This is a genomic window from Priestia sp. RMT2NF4, from assembly GCF_047872835.1.
Taxonomy (GTDB): Bacteria; Bacillota; Bacilli; order Bacillales; family Bacillaceae_H; genus Priestia; species Priestia zanthoxyli.
The window spans coordinates 484,891-500,877 of sequence record NZ_JBLQZO010000001.1 but is presented as its reverse complement, the minus strand read 5'-3'; the positions used below and the strand labels follow the sequence as shown (position 1 = coordinate 500,877).

Here is a 15,987-nt window from a genome sequence, read left to right as displayed (position 1 = left end):
CAGTTCTATGAAGCATTTTACAAAAATTACTTATAAGGAAAATTATAAATTTCAGACCATTTTTTCGGCTTAAATATACTCTTCCTCTTCATTTTTTTATTTTTTTAATCTATTAATTAAATTTTTTATATGTTTTTTATGTACGTGCACAACATTATTTTATTATAGTACTGTACTTCTTATGAACATAAAAAAGCACGAATCTACTAAAATCTTTGTAAATCCGTGCTTTTTCTGTTTATTTCAAGCATACACAACCAACGATAACTAATAAAACAAATAGTACAACGATTAATGCAAAACTGCCACCGTAACTACCGTAGCCGCCGTAGCCATAACCACCGCCGTAACCCCAGTTGTAAAATCCCATTTCACTTCACCTCCGTAGCCTGTTTACTCTATAGCATATGTACAGGCTAGAAAAAATGCTCGCCCATTTATCGCCCTTTTATAACGATAAAAAAGAAATTGAGACATAACGAAATCACTCCAATCAATAGCTAGAAGCAACTAAATAGATGAAACCTACGTTCACCCTACCAATGAAAAAATCCGAACGATTCATCGTTCGGATTTTCCTTCAACTAAACTGCTTTTGCCACAGCCTCTTTTAAGATAACAAATATTAACTTATTTACTTTTAGAAGCTTGTTCTTTAAAGCGAAGTATGTAATACGGAACAATACAAATAACCGCCAAAACGAGAGCCGTTAAACTGACTATGCGGGGATTATTAAGCCCGAAAGAATAGTCTCCAAAAGATGCTCCAATTGCAATAATAGCAAAAATAATATACAGAATACGAAATATGTTAATCCACTTTTTCTGTTTAATCGTAACCACTCCTTTGCTTATTTTACTCCAACATAGAATATTATAACTTTACTAAACAACTTGTTGCAAAATTTCTTCTGCCTTTAACTGATTACCTTTTATTTTAACGGTAAACAAATTTCCACATTCGTCCCTTTGTTTACTTCACTTTCAATACTAAGAGTTCCTTTATGCTGCTGGATAATATTAAAGCAGATCATTAACCCTAACCCAATACCGTCTTCTTTAATACTGTAAAATGGTTCACCTAAATGTTTAATGCGATCTTTTGAAATTCCTACACCTTCATCAATAATTTGAATATGAAGGTGATTGTTGTCTTTTTGTCTCAGCTCAACTTTAATTTCGCCTCCGGAAGGCATTGCTTCAATCGCATTTTTAAGAATATTTATAAACACCTGTTTCATTTGATTGCTTTCACAATATACAAGAGGCAATTCTCCATATGAGTGAAGTTCAATAAAAATGTTTTTCATGGTTGCTTGAGGCTGCAGCAATAAAATCACTTGTTGAATTAACAGCTGCAAATCAATCGACTGAAATGTTACAGCCTGTGGTTTTGCCACAGACATGAATTCATCTGTAATCATTTCAATACGCTCAATTTCAGAGGATATAATGTTCATATAGGTTAACTCTTCTTTACTCGCTTTTTCAGTTAATAGCTGCATAAACCCTTTGATGGCCGTTAAAGGATTTCTAATTTCATGAGCAATAGCTGTAGCAAGCTGACCGACCGCTGCTAATTTCTCAGATTTCTGCAACAGCTCTTCTGTTTCTAGGTATTCTGTCCTGTCTCTTGAAACAATAAGAAGCACTTTTTTGTTTTCTATATTGAACAATTTCCCACTATATTCTAGTTTTTTTACTTCTCCAGACTTAAATGTAAACTGTGATTGCAGCGTGAAAGAAAGATTTCCTTGGCGAATTTCTTCAACCGTTTTTCGAACAATGTCAGAATCTCTAGGTATAATATCTTGGCATGGCATGGATAAAAGCTCTTCTCTCGTATATCCAAAGCGCTTACATCCAGCTTCATTTACTTCGATAAAACGAGAAGGAAAATGATTAGAACCTATTTCAAGTAAATAAATTGCATCGTTTGCATATTCAAATAACGTTCGATATTTCAACTCACTTTCCTTAAGCTTACGATGTAACAAGTCAAGCTCTTTTCTCGCTTTTTTAGCCTCAGATATATCCACACATACTCCAGACAAACCTATTAACTCATCTTTCCCATTAAAAATTGGCGAAATAGTGATGCGAAGATCTACTAAACTTCCGTCTTTACGAGCTCTTACAACTTCTACTCGATTGATTGCCTCTTTTTCAGCAACCGTCTTTTTTATATTCTCATGTACGTCCTCACTAAAAGCCCCTGCTATTTCGTAATATGTTTTCCCAACTACTTCGTGGGCTTTCCAGCCATATACTTTTTCGTAGGCTTCATTAACTCGCAAGATCCGCCCTTCTAAATCAGTTATGATCACCGCATCCATGTGATGATTAATAAAAGACTCCAGCTGTTCTTTCGTATATTCCAGTTCTTTTTTCATTATTCTGACAAAAAACGAATCTTCTTCATCCTTACATGAATCTGATCCAGCATAAGCAGCTTCTTCTGCTACAGCGTAAAATTTACGATAAAATTCTATCGTCGCTACAGCTACTCCCAGTCCGAGAATTCCGAACACTAAATATTCTATTTCGCTATAAAACGGCGACTGAATAGGTGTATTCCAGAAGTAATTCGTCAGTAAGACATGAACGATAAAATGAATAAAAAAACAAAGAAGAGATTGTTTTAATAAAGAAAACTGCTTTCTATATCTAATAAGAGGAAGGGAAAATAAAAAGGTAAAGATTAAAATTAAGATAGTCAGTAACCAATGACTTTCTAAATAGATACTGCACACAGCCATAGTGATACCTGCAACTGCACCGGCTCTATAACCAAAGTATAGAACGGTCAAAATAAGAGGAAGAAAACGTAAATCATATGTAATCTGTTGATACGTAACGCTATATATCATAAGAATAGCAGAAACAATACTTGCATAAATACCACTCATCCATTTGTATTTATGGGCTAGACGCTGTAACAAAAATATTCGTATCGCAATCATAATACTGACAAAAAACGAAAAAATACATAAGTTAACAAATAGTCCGCTACTAACCACTCCTTCTATTCCTCCTTTACTTGTAAATATGCGTGAAATAATTCCCTTATATAGAGAGTGTAACATGAATAAGCGCTGCTATTTATAAAATTAATAAAAAAACTAGTCTTGCCCGAGGCAAGACTAGTTTTTTTATTATCTATGCTGATCTTGATACATAGGTCCTTCTGAAATCATATTGCTTTCAGAAACGTACGTAGGATCTGAATGCACATCTTTATTTAGGCTAGCATTTACCTGCTGTTTTTTAGATAAACTTGAAAGTTTTATTTTGGCACTTCGAACAAGTCCTTTTACTTTTCGTCGTTTCGCAGCATCGCTTAGTATATAAGACGTAATGCCGACTCCTACAGTTGATAGGGTAATACCTGATATCAATGCTTTTTGTTTTCGTTTTCTCATAATAGCTCCTTCCTTGTACCTTTTTGAATCTTACAGTGACTTTTCCCTATTAGGTAATCTCTCAAACCAGATTATTCAGATTATTCACTTCTTTAACAAGACGCGGCAGTGTGTCCGCTCCTGCTATCCCATCTGAAAAAAGGCCATATCGATTCTGGAATTTTTTCACCGCAGCGATTAATTCATCTCCATAGAAACCGTCTGCTCCAAACTTCGGAAGAGAAAAACCTAGTGCAAGTAAGTTTTGCTGAATTTGTTTGACTCCTAACCCTCTATCACCTTTAGAATACACAAAGGGTCCTTTTGTATTATTCTTCATAGAGAGATTTGTTGTGACTTCTTTAAAAAATGAGGAGTCCATTTCATTTATATCCACGTTTGTAGAAATTCCTTTTACTCTGCCAGAATCCGTATACTGAAACATTGCCCATCGCTGCCACTGACTTAGCTCACCAGGGTGCTGCATACCACCTTGTCTGTTGGCTGCACTATATCTTGCTACCCACAAAGGATACTTACTTATTTCGTTTGTAAAAAAAGTTTTAGCAAAATGATAATTAGTATATACGATAGGCTTAATCCCTGTTGTTTTGTGAACATGCTCGAGCCAGCTTACGGCAAAGCGAGAAACAAATTCTTTGGATTTTTTCTTATCTTCTTCTAGATCCAAACACGGCGGAAGGTCTAGTTTCATTTGTCCAAGCTGAGCAATAAAAAAAGCAGCTTCTTTCTCCGGGCTATTTGTACAGTGAGCATAATGATAAAATCCTACTCTCAAGCCCGCATTTTTAGCACCTATATAATTTTCATAAGATCTAGGGTCTACAAAAGTTCCGCCTTCTGTTAACTTTATATACACCCCTTTCACTGAGGTGTTTTTTATTTCTTTCCAATTAATGATTCCTTGATGATGAGAAACATCGAGAATAATAGGATTATTTGAATGTCGACTTTGCATAGTTTTCACCTCTTTTGCTAGCTTCCTTATGTATACGACGAATATTTTAAAACCCCTGTTTTTCCGGATCTTGATATTCTTTTATAACGATGTGTAAAACGTTGCTCATTTGAATAGCTAAATAAGCTTCGTGTTTTTTGTCATAATAACGATACCATCCTTGCGTATGAATAATAGATTCCTCAAGCTCTTTTACATTTTCTGATTCAACCAATGTACTGATTGATTTTTCATTTCCAAAATAAAACTTCACTTCGTACGTCACTTGAATCCCTCCTTTATAAAGATGTAAATACCCTAATCGTATGTACTTGAATCTAGTACAAGGTAGTGTAAAATTTCTTTTAATCCGCTTTCTCTTTTTATATGTTTATTTAGAACAATGTTCATTTTATTATAAAACAAGAAGCCAAGCATTCTGAGCTGCTTGGCTTCTTGTTTTATTTTGATGGATGAATCATATTAGCTGGATTTACCCATTGCTCAAATTGTTCTTCTGTCAGAAGGCCTGTTTTTACCGCTGCTTCTTTTAATGTCGTTCCTTCTTGATGAGCCAGCTTGGCGATTTTAGCCGCATTTTCATACCCTATGTGCGGATTTAACGCTGTTACAAGCATAAGAGAATTTTCTAGATTATGCTGGATTTTCTCTTTGTTGGGTTCAATTCCTACTGCGCATTTATCGTTAAAAGCCTGCATGGAATCTGTCAGCAGTCTGACTGATTGTAAAAAATTATAAATAATAACCGGCTTAAATACATTTAATTCAAAGTTTCCTTGACTAGCCGCAATGCCAATCGTCACGTCATTCCCTAACACTTGTGCAGAAACCATTGTTAGAGCTTCACTTTGAGTTGGATTTACTTTTCCAGGCATAATAGAACTTCCTGGTTCGTTGGCAGGAATCGTGATTTCACCTAATCCGCTCCGAGGACCGCTTGCCAGCCAGCGTACGTCATTGGCGATTTTCATTAAGTCAGCTGCTAAGGCTTTGAGTGCACCATGGGCATAAACCACTTGATCGTGACTTGTTAATGCATGAAATTTATTAGGTGCTGAGATAAATGTTTTTCCAAGCGTGCTGCTGATTTCTTTCGCTACTTCATCGCCGAAGTCAGGATGTGCATTTATCCCCGTCCCAACAGCTGTACCGCCAATAGCTAGCTCCTTCATATACTCTACGCTTTGTTTAATCATTTCTTCATTTTTTTCGAGCATATGATGCCATCCGCTAATTTCTTGTCCTAGTGTTAGCGGTGTAGCATCTTGTAAATGGGTTCTTCCTATTTTAATAATATCTTTAAACTGCTCTTGCTTCGCAGCAAACGTTTCTTTTAATGTTTTTAGAGTAGGTAATAATTGATCTTCGACTTCTAGTACAGCTGCAATATGAAGAGCTGTAGGGAAAGTATCGTTAGAGCTTTGTGACATATTAACATCATCATTTGGATGGAGCGTTTCGTCGCCGTTTATTAGCTGGTTTCCCCGGTGGGAAATCACTTCATTTACATTCATGTTTGATTGCGTTCCGCTTCCTGTCTGCCATACTACTAAAGGAAAATGTTCATTCCATTTCCCTTCAATAATTTCGTTAGCAGCTTGCACGATGGCTTCCGATTTCCCTGCTGATAGTTTGCCTAGTTTATGATTGCTAATAGCCGCACTTTTCTTCAGAACCGCAAAAGCGCGTATTACTTCAATCGGCATTTTTTCAATCCCTATTGGAAAGTTTTCTTTACTTCTTTGCGTTTGCGCTCCCCATAGTTTATCTTCTGCCACTTTGATTTCTCCAATTGAATCTCTTTCGATACGATAGCTCATAGTTAGAACTCCTTTTCAATATTTTCTTTACCTATTAGTATTGATTATATGGATGAATTTCATGACATAATAACAATTATTCACTGTTGAAAATTCCCTTTTTTCTATTTTTTAAACGGGCTTAACTTATTTGATTATTTAGCTCATAGTTTATTTTGATTTTATGATACAAAAAAAGATCCGAAGAATACGCTCTTCAGATCTTTTTAATAAGTCCAATTTTACTTATGAATCCATACAGCACCAGCTGAATTGTCTTTTGCTTCACCAATTACGTCTAATTTTAATCCGTTTTGAGGAAGCAAGCGGCCTGCATCTTTAATTCTTTCATCTAAATACGATTTTTTATCGTTAAAGCTTGTAACACCATTTGATTCTTTAGATGAAATCGTTCCCCACGTTTTATGAGAATATGACCAAGCAGGTGATTTATCAAATGAGAACGCCGCGTCTGCAATTTGATATCGGCTTGAATTTGCTGTAGTGCTAATACCATTCACATTAAAGTAAAGAACTTTATGAGCATGTGAATCAACTACACCAAGGAATCCTTCACCCGGATGTTGTCCTACCCAGTTATCAAGATAGCTTTCATCTGCGTACCAAAGCAGCATGCCTGTATTATATTTTGCACCGCGCGCGAATTGAAGTGCTTTATCACTGCCTGCATAGTTTCTCCACTCAAGGTAATAATAGTTATCTTTATAGCTGATGCCGTTTGTCTTTTCAAATCCATCTAACGTTACTTTTGGAGCTCCTTCAGCATCGTCCGTGAATACCGTTTTTCCATCTACTACTAAACTAGCATTATCAAGAGCGAATCCTTGAAGAGCAAGTCCGCCGTCCGTGACGTATTCAAATTGAAGCTTGATTTTTTTACCTTTAAACTGCGTTAAGTCATAACTTTTATCTTCCCATTTTCCGTTAGATGTTTCAGCAGAACCATCTGCATTATTCGCTTTATCACCAATTGTATCTAACAGAACTTTTGAACCGTCAGGAAGAATCGCATTTACATATAAGTAATCGTATTCTGCCTCTACTTCATAGAACGCTTTGTAATTGAATTTAGCTGTGTTGGCCGTTGTTAAATCAAAATCTGGCGTTGTCATCGTCGTATGCAGATCGTCTCCGCGTTTACTGTAATAATAGTTGCTTCCAAACTCAGGCTTAATCCCTTGAACAGCTTTTTTAGGTAAATTAATCTTTACAATACCTGGTCGTTTAGATTTTGTGACACTTTGATCAACCACGCTCACAGAGCCCGATTTTGTAATGTTTTTGCTGTCAATTTGTTGAATATTTGCCCAGTTTCCACCCATATTTGCTTGGAAAAACTCTTTATTTTGCGGGGAGAAACTTGTCGGTTCTGTTCCAGCTACTTCACCAGCCCAGCTCCCTCCGCTCATAATTGACCAAACGCCTACCGGCTCACCTTGACCCGTATACTGTGTATCATACTCATCCGGCAAACCTAAATCATGGCCAAATTCATGAGCAAAAACCCCAACTGCTCCGTCTTCCGGTTCGATTGTATAATCATAAGCAGCCATGTTTGTTCCAGGAACTTTATATACTTGTCCCAAAGTAGAGCGGTGAGACCAGATAGCATCGTTTCCTAGTTTACCTCCACCTGCTTCTTGCCCAGTTCCAGCATGAATGACCATTAAGTGATCCACTATGCCGTCAGGCTCATTGCGGTTGCCATCTCCATCGATATCATATTGATCGAACTGATCATAATCTGAAAGGTTAATGCCGCTTTTTGCTGCTGCAGCAAGCGCTTCTTTTACAAGGTTACGAGGCCCTTTAGATCCAGGCGCATTATCGTTTCCTCCCGCTGGATTGTCTGCTCCGTATTCTTTTGCGTTTCCAGGTACGGTTAACCAGTCAGAAACCGTTCCATCTACTGTGTAACTACCTCCAGACTGTTCTTCATAATATTGTTTAAACGTTTTAATTTTCTTTCCGTTGAATAGCGTAAAGTCTTTCTTTCCAAACATTAATTGCTGATAGTGATTTCGGTTAAAGTCTTTTGCATACATGTAACCAGGTTCTTGAACGACATTATTGTGCTTGAAGTCTGCGTATTCGACTAAAAGTACAAGAACTTTATCTTTTCTCACTTGTCCGTTATATTTTGCCTGAGCTGCAGGTTTAACGTTTACCCCGTTCCCCGAATTGTTTCCTTGAGACTTAATGTTAGCAAATTCGCCTCGTTGAAACTTTTCTTTTTGTTTTGTTTGCATTTCTTTCGCTTTCAAATCAATTTTGCTAGCTTTATGTCCTTTCATGCTCTCTTTATGTGCATCTTTTTTGTTTATGTAAGAAGTAACGGCTTTCTTCACTTCTTGCGGTGTTGCACTTTGAGAAATAACTCCTTGGTTTTTCAGTGCGTTAGCCAATCTTTCTTCCGGTACTGTATTCATATCAATTGGTGAACTCGGAAGTTCCTCCGATTGTGCGGTTTTAGCTGAAGCAGTACTTCCATTCATAAGTACTGGTCCCACTCCGCTTAATGTAACAGTTGTGGCAAGAAAAGATGTCCCCAAAATCTTTTTCCAGCTTTTCAAGTAAACCCCTCCATTTTAGAATTTTCAAACTATTAGCAAGATTTATTTTATATTCTAAAACTAGGAAGGTCAACTACATTTTACTATATTATTAAAATTTTTTGATTCTAGTAGATAATGTAAAATAGTTTTATAGTATGTAACTAGTTTTCTTTGCCTGACAATTAAAATGTCTGATAAACCCTTCTTGCGTATGCAAATTCCATGCCAAATCGATAACCACAACTAAAACTGTATGAAGCGTATTTTTTTAGGGAATTAGAACCACCTTTTCCGTATTACTATTATATAAAAACAAAAAATTCCCCATTATGGATACAGAAAGATAAAAAAATCACTTCTCGATAGACGAGAAGTGATAACCTTTGTATGCAAGTAAATTTAAGAATGTTCTTTTTGACGATGCAGCAAGATATGATAGAGCGACGTGCTCCAAATAGACATATTGCGCGCTGCGATTTCATAAGGTTTTTCATCAATTTTAAACAAGAAATCCCCTTCATAACTCACGGATTTCCCTTGCTTTTCCAGCTCTTGTTTAACAGCTTCAATCCATTCTACTGCATTCGTATAATGTTTGTTCAAACGAACTTTAATAGTTTGATTCCTGTAATGAATAAAAGATGTAATTCCCCAAAAAATTAAGACAAGAAAAAGTACCATATACAGCAATTGCATGATAACGATCCCCTTCTTCCTTCATTTCATTATTTTCAATGAAGACTTAATTTAGATGAGTAAATATTACTATTCTCCTTTGCTATCGTCATCTCCTTTAAAAAAGTAAATTCCTTTTCCAAGTGGGCGTATAAAATAAACCCGTGTACATGCTTGCTCATCTTTTTTACTAACGTTTTCTGTTAAAAAATGATAAGCTAATAGAATGATAAATAGAAAGGGAGGGCGACGAGTTGTCAACTGAACAAGTGAAATTAGCAGCCGTTTTAGATGTTGAAACAACGGGATTAAGTGCTCAAACATGCGATATTATCGAACTGGCAATTGCTGTTGTTTCTTATGATTCTTCTACCGGAGAAATAATCGACATTGTAGAAGAATATGAAGAATTTAATATGCCTTCAACTCCCATTTTCCCGTACATTACAAACTTAACGGGAATTACAAATGAGATGGTCAAAAATAAAACATTAGACGATAAAAAAGTGGAATCATTGTTAACTAGCGTTTCGGCTATCATCGCTCATAATGCTTCTTTCGATCGCAGTTTTCTTTTAAAACGGTATCCATCTTTATTTAACCAAAAATGGCACTGCTCTATGCGTGCTGTCAAATGGAAAGAGTACGGCTTTCCTAATAAAAAACTAACAACACTTCTTGACCATCATAAGATTGAGAGAGAGAACGCTCACAGAGCTATGGATGACGTGAAAGGAACCATTGACTTGCTAAGACAGCAAAATCCTAGCGGAGAGCCCTATTTTTCTGAAGTATTAAAAAAAGCAATGAGCAAACCTAAAAAAACAGCGGCTTCCACTCGTTTTTAACTTAATAAAAAAAGCGCAGCTTCTGCGCTTTTTTTGTTTTTATTTGCCTATTTCTTAAGTGTTGAGTTATATGTTTGAGGAATATGGTTGTAAACAGCGAGGTTGTAAACGCACCGGAAGAAAAAGAAAAGTGCCTGCTTTCAAACCAAAAAATCGCGGAGGAACAAACTGAACAGCTGGTGTTTACAGACATATACGAAATCAGCTGAATTGCTAATAATCTAGAAGATTCAAATTATACTTCTCTTACCTTTTGGCTTTGAAGGTCGTGATGCGTTTGTTCTAGTTCACTTAAATTCAATTCGTACAAATGTCTCCCGTCTTCTGCCTTAAAGTAACCCGATTCAATAATTTGATTCATTAAAAGATCTTTCTTTTGCTCAAATGCTTTTTCAGATGTCATGTTATCATCTCCTTTTTTAGGTGAATATCTTTCATAGAAAAGACGTACACCGCTTGTGGCATACGTCTTGTTGCTTTTCACACTCGTTACCTATGTTTAAAAACAACGCAATCGTTACATTTTATCGAGAAGGCTGCTTACGTCTTGCAGCCATATTGAACATTTTGGTGATGCACTACTTTTATACCCTTCATGATGTTCTTAAAACGCAATTGGAAAAAGATTTTCATAAAATCTGTTTGCCATCTACTGCCCCGCTTTCAAAATGCGGCTGTGAGGCGATTTTTTTTGTTGCTAAACTAACCACCATTAATACAACTAAATTAATAAATAAAGAAATGACGCCGACATTTGTATCTTTAATGATTTGTGGCAACGCAGGAAACAACGTGCCAAGCGTTGTTTCAGTAATCGTTATATACATCACAGACGCAATGCCGGCAACAATACCTGCACACGCCCCGTATTTAGTCACGATATTGTTTTTCATTAAACTAAAAATAAAAGCAGGAAACAGCTGCGTCACAATGCTGTAGCCCATTAGTAAAAGCGTTACAATTGTATTCCCTCCATGAAGTGTAAAATAGACTGAAACAAGCGCAATGACTGGTACGAAGCATTTAGCCAGTATCGAAATTTGTTTGCCCGTCGCTGAGGGAACAAGCACGCCGTAAACGTTCTTAGATAGTGACGTAGAAGCTGCCATCAAGAGCATCGATCCAGGCACAAGCGCTGTTAATAAACCAGCTGCGCCGATAAAGCCGACAATCCACGGGTCAAATGTTTGAATGGAAAGACGAAGCAGTGACAAGTCCGCTTCTGCGCCTTGTAGTCCAGGTACCTGCATAAGAGCAGTAAACCCTACAAAAAAGACAAAAAGCAGCATTAACGTATAAATAGGACTTATAATAGAATTCTTTCTAAATACATTCTCGTTTTCAGCTGAATACGTTGCATTAAACGTATGCGGCCACATGTAAAATCCTAATACGGTCAGCATGACTGTAGAAATAAACCACGAAATACTTAGACCTGTCTTGGGAAGAGTAAGAAACGTTGGATTTGCTTGATGCACAGCCTCAAACATTGGCTGTAAGCCTCCGTAGTAATGAAACGGCATATATATTCCTAAAAATAAGACAACAATAAAAATCATAATATCTTTCACAATAGCCGTCCAAGCGGAACCATGTATGCCTGATATCATTAAGTAAACCGTTAATGATATGGCTCCAATCCAAATGGCTGCAGTTGAAGAGATAGAGCCATAAGAAGCTTCAGATACAATAATGCCTAGGCCTTTGAATTGTAAAATAATATAAGGAACAATTGCCAGCACCCCTGCACATGAAACAACGATACCCAGAAACGGACTTTTGTATTTTGAAACAAAAAAATCCGGCTGAGACATGAGCTTATGCTGCTTCGCATATCGCCATATTTGCGGACCAATCCAATACCCTAAAACGTACGCTAAAGAAATATAGGCTAAAATATAAAACGCCGGCCCTCCTTTCCCATATGCCCAAGCGCTTCCACCTAGAAACGTAAAAGTAGTATAGATTTCACCCGCCATCAAAAAGAAGACAAAAACGGTTCCAAAACCTCTGCCCCCTACGCTCCACTGCTCTAAATCCATTTTTTTGCCCCGCGTAGCTCGAATTCCAAGATAAATAGCTAAAAGTAAAAAACCGAAAATAATAATCAGTGCGGTATTCATTGTTTATCTCCTCCTTTAACAGCAGGATCGAGCTTGTACACAATACCCATAATAAAAGATGTAAGGATTACCCACATAACAATCCAAAAAAGAAAAAAAGGCATCCCTAAAATAAACGGCGTCACTTTGTTAACGAAAGGCAATAAACCTAATATTCCTACAAACGGAAGCAGGCAAAGAAGATAAATTATTTTCATAGAACTCCTCCTTAATCACACGGCTTATCAGTACTTATCTAAGGCTTTAACTATCTCATTATGTACTTCTCTTATTCTTCTCTTTACACCTCCATTCTTGAGCTAAACGAGACGTTTGTCATAGAAAACCGCCGTTTGTTTGCTCCTTAGTATCTTCCATTTGTCCCCATATGAAAAGGAGTTTGTAAGACATGCTTACAAAATTTTGAATGCAGCAGAATATTATTTCATATTTTTATATACAGAATATAGACAAACAAAAAAACGGAACTGAAAGTAAAGGTCTCAAACAGTTCCGTTTCGATCTAGCATTTCTATACTTTATTCTTCTTCTTTTTTCTTTACACCAAGCGAAGAGAGCGCTTGTTTTAAATGTCCGAACGTTTCAATTTTATTAAAACTGATTCCTACATTAACAGCCGTCTGAGCCATGTCAGGACTCACTCCTGACATAATCGCATGGATGCCTAGCAGCTGCAAAATGTTAATCAAATCAAAAAATTTGTGAGCGACATACGTATCTACATAATTTACACCCGATAAGTCAATGACTAAATGCCTTATATGTTTTTCTGCACACCTTTTTGGAACAACCTCGATAATAGAATCACCTTTGATTTCATCAATAAGCCCTACCAAAGGCAAGACCGCGATGTGGTCTACAATTGGAATAACAGGAAAACTCGTTTCGTCGATTAGCTCTTGCTGAAGACTTATTTTTTGCCTTGTGATTTTATAATACTGTTCGGAAAATTCATTAATGAGTTTATCAAATGTTGTATGATAAACTTCACTCCAAGACAGTATATCTTCTTTTGTAATAGATGAATGTATCAGGCTATATGTTTTGACATATGTCCAAATAATTTTTCTTGTTTTGCTTAGCGCTTCTACTACTTCGTAAATCGGCGTATCAAATTTAATTCTGCTGTTTACTACTTCCGTCGTCCATTTCATCATACGTTGTTTAAAAATCTCTTGATCGTCAAGAAAGCCGCTCGCAATTGTTTCGATCGTATAACGATGCTGCTCGCGCAGCTTTTTCTCAACTGATGCGTCTGCGTCCTTTGAGTAAATCGATCCTTTAATATTACTTCTTTGGCGCAGCCATTCTTCACTGATAGAGGCTGAATTCTCTAAAATATATTCAAAAAGACGTTGATTTTGTTCACTCACTACTGTTTAACCTCCGTTCACTTTCTCCTTCTGTCCTCACTTACAAAACGCACCTTATGAGAAATTCATGCTTCATATTTTTTCCTCGTCCATCTCTATCATACACGATAACCGCTCTGCATACTTATAGAGAATTAGATATAAACAAGCAGGTATTTGATTATCTACATAGATAAACTGCCGTGTATGATGCAACTATCATTTATTTTTACATGAAAGGATGTTAATTGTATTGAAAAAATCAATTATTTTGTTGGGGCTTCTCGCTACAAGTATTGGATTATCAGCTTGCTCAAATAATACAACCACTTCTTCTGCTACAAACTCTTCTGCACATTCAGGTCATGAACATCATAAAGCTGCAGTTGCTGATATTCGCGAAGAGACTCCAGGAGCAGATGTTTTACCACAGTTTTTGAAGAACCAGCCTAAAGACATGAAGCTAGTTTATCTATCCGTTGCTAAAAATCGTGAACTACTTGAAAAAATCCCTTGCTACTGTGGATGTGGCATGGAAGCGAATCACAAAAATAGCTATGACTGCTTTATTTTTAAAAACAAAAGAAATGGAGCAATTGTCTGGGATGATCATGGAACAAAATGCGGATTGTGTATAGAAATTGCAGCTAAAGCTATGCTCGACTATAACCGAGGCAAATCAATAAAAGATATTCGCAAAGACATCGATGAAAAATATAAGGAAGGCTATGCACAACCCACTCCTACTCCTTCTTTGTAGAACATTGGCATTGTTCAAGTAAACATTCGCGACAGATATATGTAAAAGTAGAAAACATCAAAAAACACTCAAATAGCTATTTGAGTGTTTTTTGTGTACTATTCTTTCACAAACTCTTTTGTACTTCTTACTGTATCAATCGGACGCACGAGCTTCTCAATTTCTGCACGTTTTGGCTCTAAAAATGGAGGAAGTGATAATTTTTCTCCGAGCGTTTCGTAAGGTTCATCTCCCATAAATCCTGGTCCATCTGTCGCAAATTCAAATAAAATTTGCGGAGCCACTCTTGCATACAACGATTCAAAGAAGTGACGATTCACATAACCAGACGTATGGAAACCGAAGCTTGGCATTCGATTAATCCATTCTTCAAGAGCCTGTCGATTTTCTACGCGAAAAGCAACGTGATGAACCGTTCCAAAACCTTGCTGAGCCTGCGGAAGTTTTTCGTTGTGTTCGACTACTACTTGCGCACCGTTTCCTCCTTCTCCTACTTCAAATAGGTGGAGATTTTCTTCTTGAGCAATCTCTTTAAATAAAAGGACTTTTTCCATCATTTCTTTAAAGTAATTAAACTCGGCGATACGAATAAAGATAGGACCGAGTCCCGTAATAGCGTATTGAAGAGGTACAGGACCTTTTTGCCAAGGAGTGCCTGATTCAACTCCTTGATTTCCTTCATCGGAAATTAACTGATACTGCTGATCATCAAAATCAACAAACGAAAGCGTCTTTTTCCCAAATAGCTCTTGAATCCCCGTATGCTTCACTTCTAAGCGGTCAAAGCGCTTTACCCAATAGTCTAAAGCGTCATCATTTGGAACGCGGAAAGATGTTTTTGAAATTTCATTTGTTCCGTGAGAACCTTTTGGAATTCCTGGAAAATCAAAAAAAGTCATGTCCGTTCCGGCACTGCCTTTATCATCTGCGAAAAACAAATGATACGTTTGAATATCATCTTGATTGACCGTTTTTTTTACTAAGCGCATGCCTAACACATAGGTGAAAAATTCATAATTCTTTTCTGCGCTGCTCGTAATAGCCGTTACGTGGTGTATTCCTTTTAAGTGGTTCATTCTACATTCCTCCGGATAAATCGTCTAGTTTATCATTCGTTATTTATCTTTAATTTAAATATCTTTAATTAAAGATAATATACCATGATTAATTTTCCTTTGTCAATAAAGTATGGATGATCTCGGAAGGAAATATGTAGGTTTTTACATTTTAGCAAAATCTCATAAATGAGGACGGACCAAATCGGTAACAAAACACCGTATTGTTGCCTAGTTCCTTCTCTAACCTATACTAATTTATTTCTCTTACACGATATCATGTTTTTAAACCTTTGTCTGGTATTCGGTGAGATCATCACCCAACAGGCAAACATCAATTAATTCAATAACTCCCGGCAGCTAACTTTTTTAATCTTTTTATATAAAAGGAATAGTAAGAAAAAACTTCATCACATATA

16 protein-coding genes are annotated in these 15,987 nt (G+C 36.6%); 2 read left to right on the top strand and 14 right to left on the bottom strand.

Features of this window, described 5'->3' with window-relative positions:
* Nucleotides 1-238: 238 nt before the first annotated feature.
* From ACMX9J_RS02485 to ACMX9J_RS02445, 9 genes are all read right to left on the bottom strand, one after another.
* On the bottom strand, nucleotides 239-370 hold the full coding sequence (locus tag ACMX9J_RS02485; protein ID WP_416225376.1) for a YjcZ family sporulation protein: 132 nt from the start codon (nucleotides 368-370) through the stop codon (nucleotides 239-241).
* Nucleotides 371-630: 260 nt separating this feature from the next.
* Nucleotides 631-843 (bottom strand): hypothetical protein, encoded by a 213-nt coding sequence (locus tag ACMX9J_RS02480; protein WP_013083131.1) that lies wholly within the window; start codon nucleotides 841-843, stop codon nucleotides 631-633.
* Nucleotides 844-932: 89 nt separating this feature from the next.
* Nucleotides 933-3,020: a PAS domain S-box protein gene (locus tag ACMX9J_RS02475; RefSeq protein WP_337050503.1), complete on the bottom strand. Its 2,088-nt coding sequence runs from the start codon at nucleotides 3,018-3,020 to the stop codon at nucleotides 933-935.
* 135 nt (nucleotides 3,021-3,155) lie between these two features.
* Nucleotides 3,156-3,422: a hypothetical protein gene (locus ACMX9J_RS02470; protein ID WP_115653871.1), complete on the bottom strand. Its 267-nt coding sequence runs from the start codon at nucleotides 3,420-3,422 to the stop codon at nucleotides 3,156-3,158.
* 61 nt (nucleotides 3,423-3,483) lie between these two features.
* Complete coding sequence (locus tag ACMX9J_RS02465) at nucleotides 3,484-4,380, bottom strand: GH25 family lysozyme (protein WP_416225375.1); 897 nt, start codon at nucleotides 4,378-4,380, stop codon at nucleotides 3,484-3,486.
* Nucleotides 4,381-4,426: 46 nt separating this feature from the next.
* Nucleotides 4,427-4,645 (bottom strand): hypothetical protein, encoded by a 219-nt coding sequence (locus tag ACMX9J_RS02460; protein WP_108674720.1) that lies wholly within the window; start codon nucleotides 4,643-4,645, stop codon nucleotides 4,427-4,429.
* 175 nt (nucleotides 4,646-4,820) lie between these two features.
* Nucleotides 4,821-6,200: a class II fumarate hydratase gene (gene fumC, locus ACMX9J_RS02455; RefSeq protein WP_048020951.1), complete on the bottom strand. Its 1,380-nt coding sequence runs from the start codon at nucleotides 6,198-6,200 to the stop codon at nucleotides 4,821-4,823.
* A gap of 221 nt (nucleotides 6,201-6,421) precedes the next feature.
* Entirely contained in the window at nucleotides 6,422-8,773 is a 2,352-nt protein-coding gene (locus tag ACMX9J_RS02450) for an immune inhibitor A domain-containing protein (protein ID WP_416225374.1), read from the bottom strand.
* A gap of 381 nt (nucleotides 8,774-9,154) precedes the next feature.
* The gene (locus ACMX9J_RS02445; RefSeq protein ID WP_028413377.1) at nucleotides 9,155-9,451 is read right to left on the bottom strand and encodes a hypothetical protein; all 297 of its coding nucleotides are present in this window, start codon (nucleotides 9,449-9,451) and stop codon (nucleotides 9,155-9,157) included.
* A 233-nt stretch (nucleotides 9,452-9,684) separates the two neighbouring features.
* On the opposite strand from ACMX9J_RS02445, the gene ACMX9J_RS02440 reads away from it, so the two are divergent.
* Nucleotides 9,685-10,278 carry an exonuclease domain-containing protein gene (locus ACMX9J_RS02440; protein ID WP_028413378.1) on the top strand — a complete coding sequence of 198 codons (594 nt, stop codon included), beginning with the start codon at nucleotides 9,685-9,687 and terminating at the stop codon, nucleotides 10,276-10,278.
* 235 nt (nucleotides 10,279-10,513) lie between these two features.
* Here ACMX9J_RS02440 and ACMX9J_RS02435 read toward each other — a convergent pair whose 3' ends face one another.
* The 4 genes from ACMX9J_RS02435 to ACMX9J_RS02420 form a co-directional block, all read right to left on the bottom strand.
* A complete protein-coding gene (locus tag ACMX9J_RS02435; RefSeq protein WP_080754423.1) occupies nucleotides 10,514-10,681 on the bottom strand; it encodes a Fur-regulated basic protein FbpA in 168 nt (55 codons plus the stop codon).
* A 226-nt stretch (nucleotides 10,682-10,907) separates the two neighbouring features.
* Nucleotides 10,908-12,401, bottom strand: coding sequence for a sodium:solute symporter family protein (locus tag ACMX9J_RS02430; RefSeq protein WP_154988820.1), 1,494 nt, complete (start codon nucleotides 12,399-12,401; stop codon nucleotides 10,908-10,910).
* Complete coding sequence (locus ACMX9J_RS02425) at nucleotides 12,398-12,598, bottom strand: DUF3311 domain-containing protein (protein ID WP_033578956.1); 201 nt, start codon at nucleotides 12,596-12,598, stop codon at nucleotides 12,398-12,400. The genes ACMX9J_RS02430 and ACMX9J_RS02425 overlap by 4 nt, the downstream gene beginning before the upstream one ends.
* Nucleotides 12,599-12,919: 321 nt before the next feature.
* Nucleotides 12,920-13,774 carry an STAS domain-containing protein gene (locus tag ACMX9J_RS02420; protein ID WP_034266072.1) on the bottom strand — a complete coding sequence of 285 codons (855 nt, stop codon included), beginning with the start codon at nucleotides 13,772-13,774 and terminating at the stop codon, nucleotides 12,920-12,922.
* A gap of 232 nt (nucleotides 13,775-14,006) precedes the next feature.
* Here ACMX9J_RS02420 and ACMX9J_RS02415 point away from each other — a divergent pair, with 232 nt between their 5' ends.
* Nucleotides 14,007-14,513 (top strand): PCYCGC motif-containing (lipo)protein, encoded by a 507-nt coding sequence (locus tag ACMX9J_RS02415; protein ID WP_416225373.1) that lies wholly within the window; start codon nucleotides 14,007-14,009, stop codon nucleotides 14,511-14,513.
* A gap of 98 nt (nucleotides 14,514-14,611) precedes the next feature.
* Here ACMX9J_RS02415 and ACMX9J_RS02410 read toward each other — a convergent pair whose 3' ends face one another.
* On the bottom strand, nucleotides 14,612-15,589 hold the full coding sequence (locus ACMX9J_RS02410; protein WP_416225372.1) for a ring-cleaving dioxygenase: 978 nt from the start codon (nucleotides 15,587-15,589) through the stop codon (nucleotides 14,612-14,614).
* Between the last annotated feature and the right edge of the window lie 398 nt (nucleotides 15,590-15,987).

Bases quoted from the DNA above. Each gene is read 5' to 3' on its own strand.
- ACMX9J_RS02485 (WP_416225376.1), bottom strand. From the start codon at position 370: ATGGGATTTTACAACTGGGGTTACGGCGGTGGTTATGGCTACGGCGGC.
- ACMX9J_RS02470 (WP_115653871.1), bottom strand. From the start codon at position 3,422: ATGAGAAAACGAAAACAAAAAGCATTGATATCAGGTATTACCCTATCA.
- ACMX9J_RS02465 (WP_416225375.1), bottom strand. From the start codon at position 4,380: ATGCAAAGTCGACATTCAAATAATCCTATTATTCTCGATGTTTCTCAT.
- fumC (WP_048020951.1), bottom strand. From the start codon at position 6,200: ATGAGCTATCGTATCGAAAGAGATTCAATTGGAGAAATCAAAGTGGCA.
- ACMX9J_RS02445 (WP_028413377.1), bottom strand. From the start codon at position 9,451: ATGCAATTGCTGTATATGGTACTTTTTCTTGTCTTAATTTTTTGGGGA.
- ACMX9J_RS02435 (WP_080754423.1), bottom strand. From the start codon at position 10,681: ATGACATCTGAAAAAGCATTTGAGCAAAAGAAAGATCTTTTAATGAAT.
- ACMX9J_RS02430 (WP_154988820.1), bottom strand. From the start codon at position 12,401: ATGAATACCGCACTGATTATTATTTTCGGTTTTTTACTTTTAGCTATT.
- ACMX9J_RS02425 (WP_033578956.1), bottom strand. From the start codon at position 12,598: ATGAAAATAATTTATCTTCTTTGCCTGCTTCCGTTTGTAGGAATATTA.
- ACMX9J_RS02410 (WP_416225372.1), bottom strand. From the start codon at position 15,589: ATGAACCACTTAAAAGGAATACACCACGTAACGGCTATTACGAGCAGC.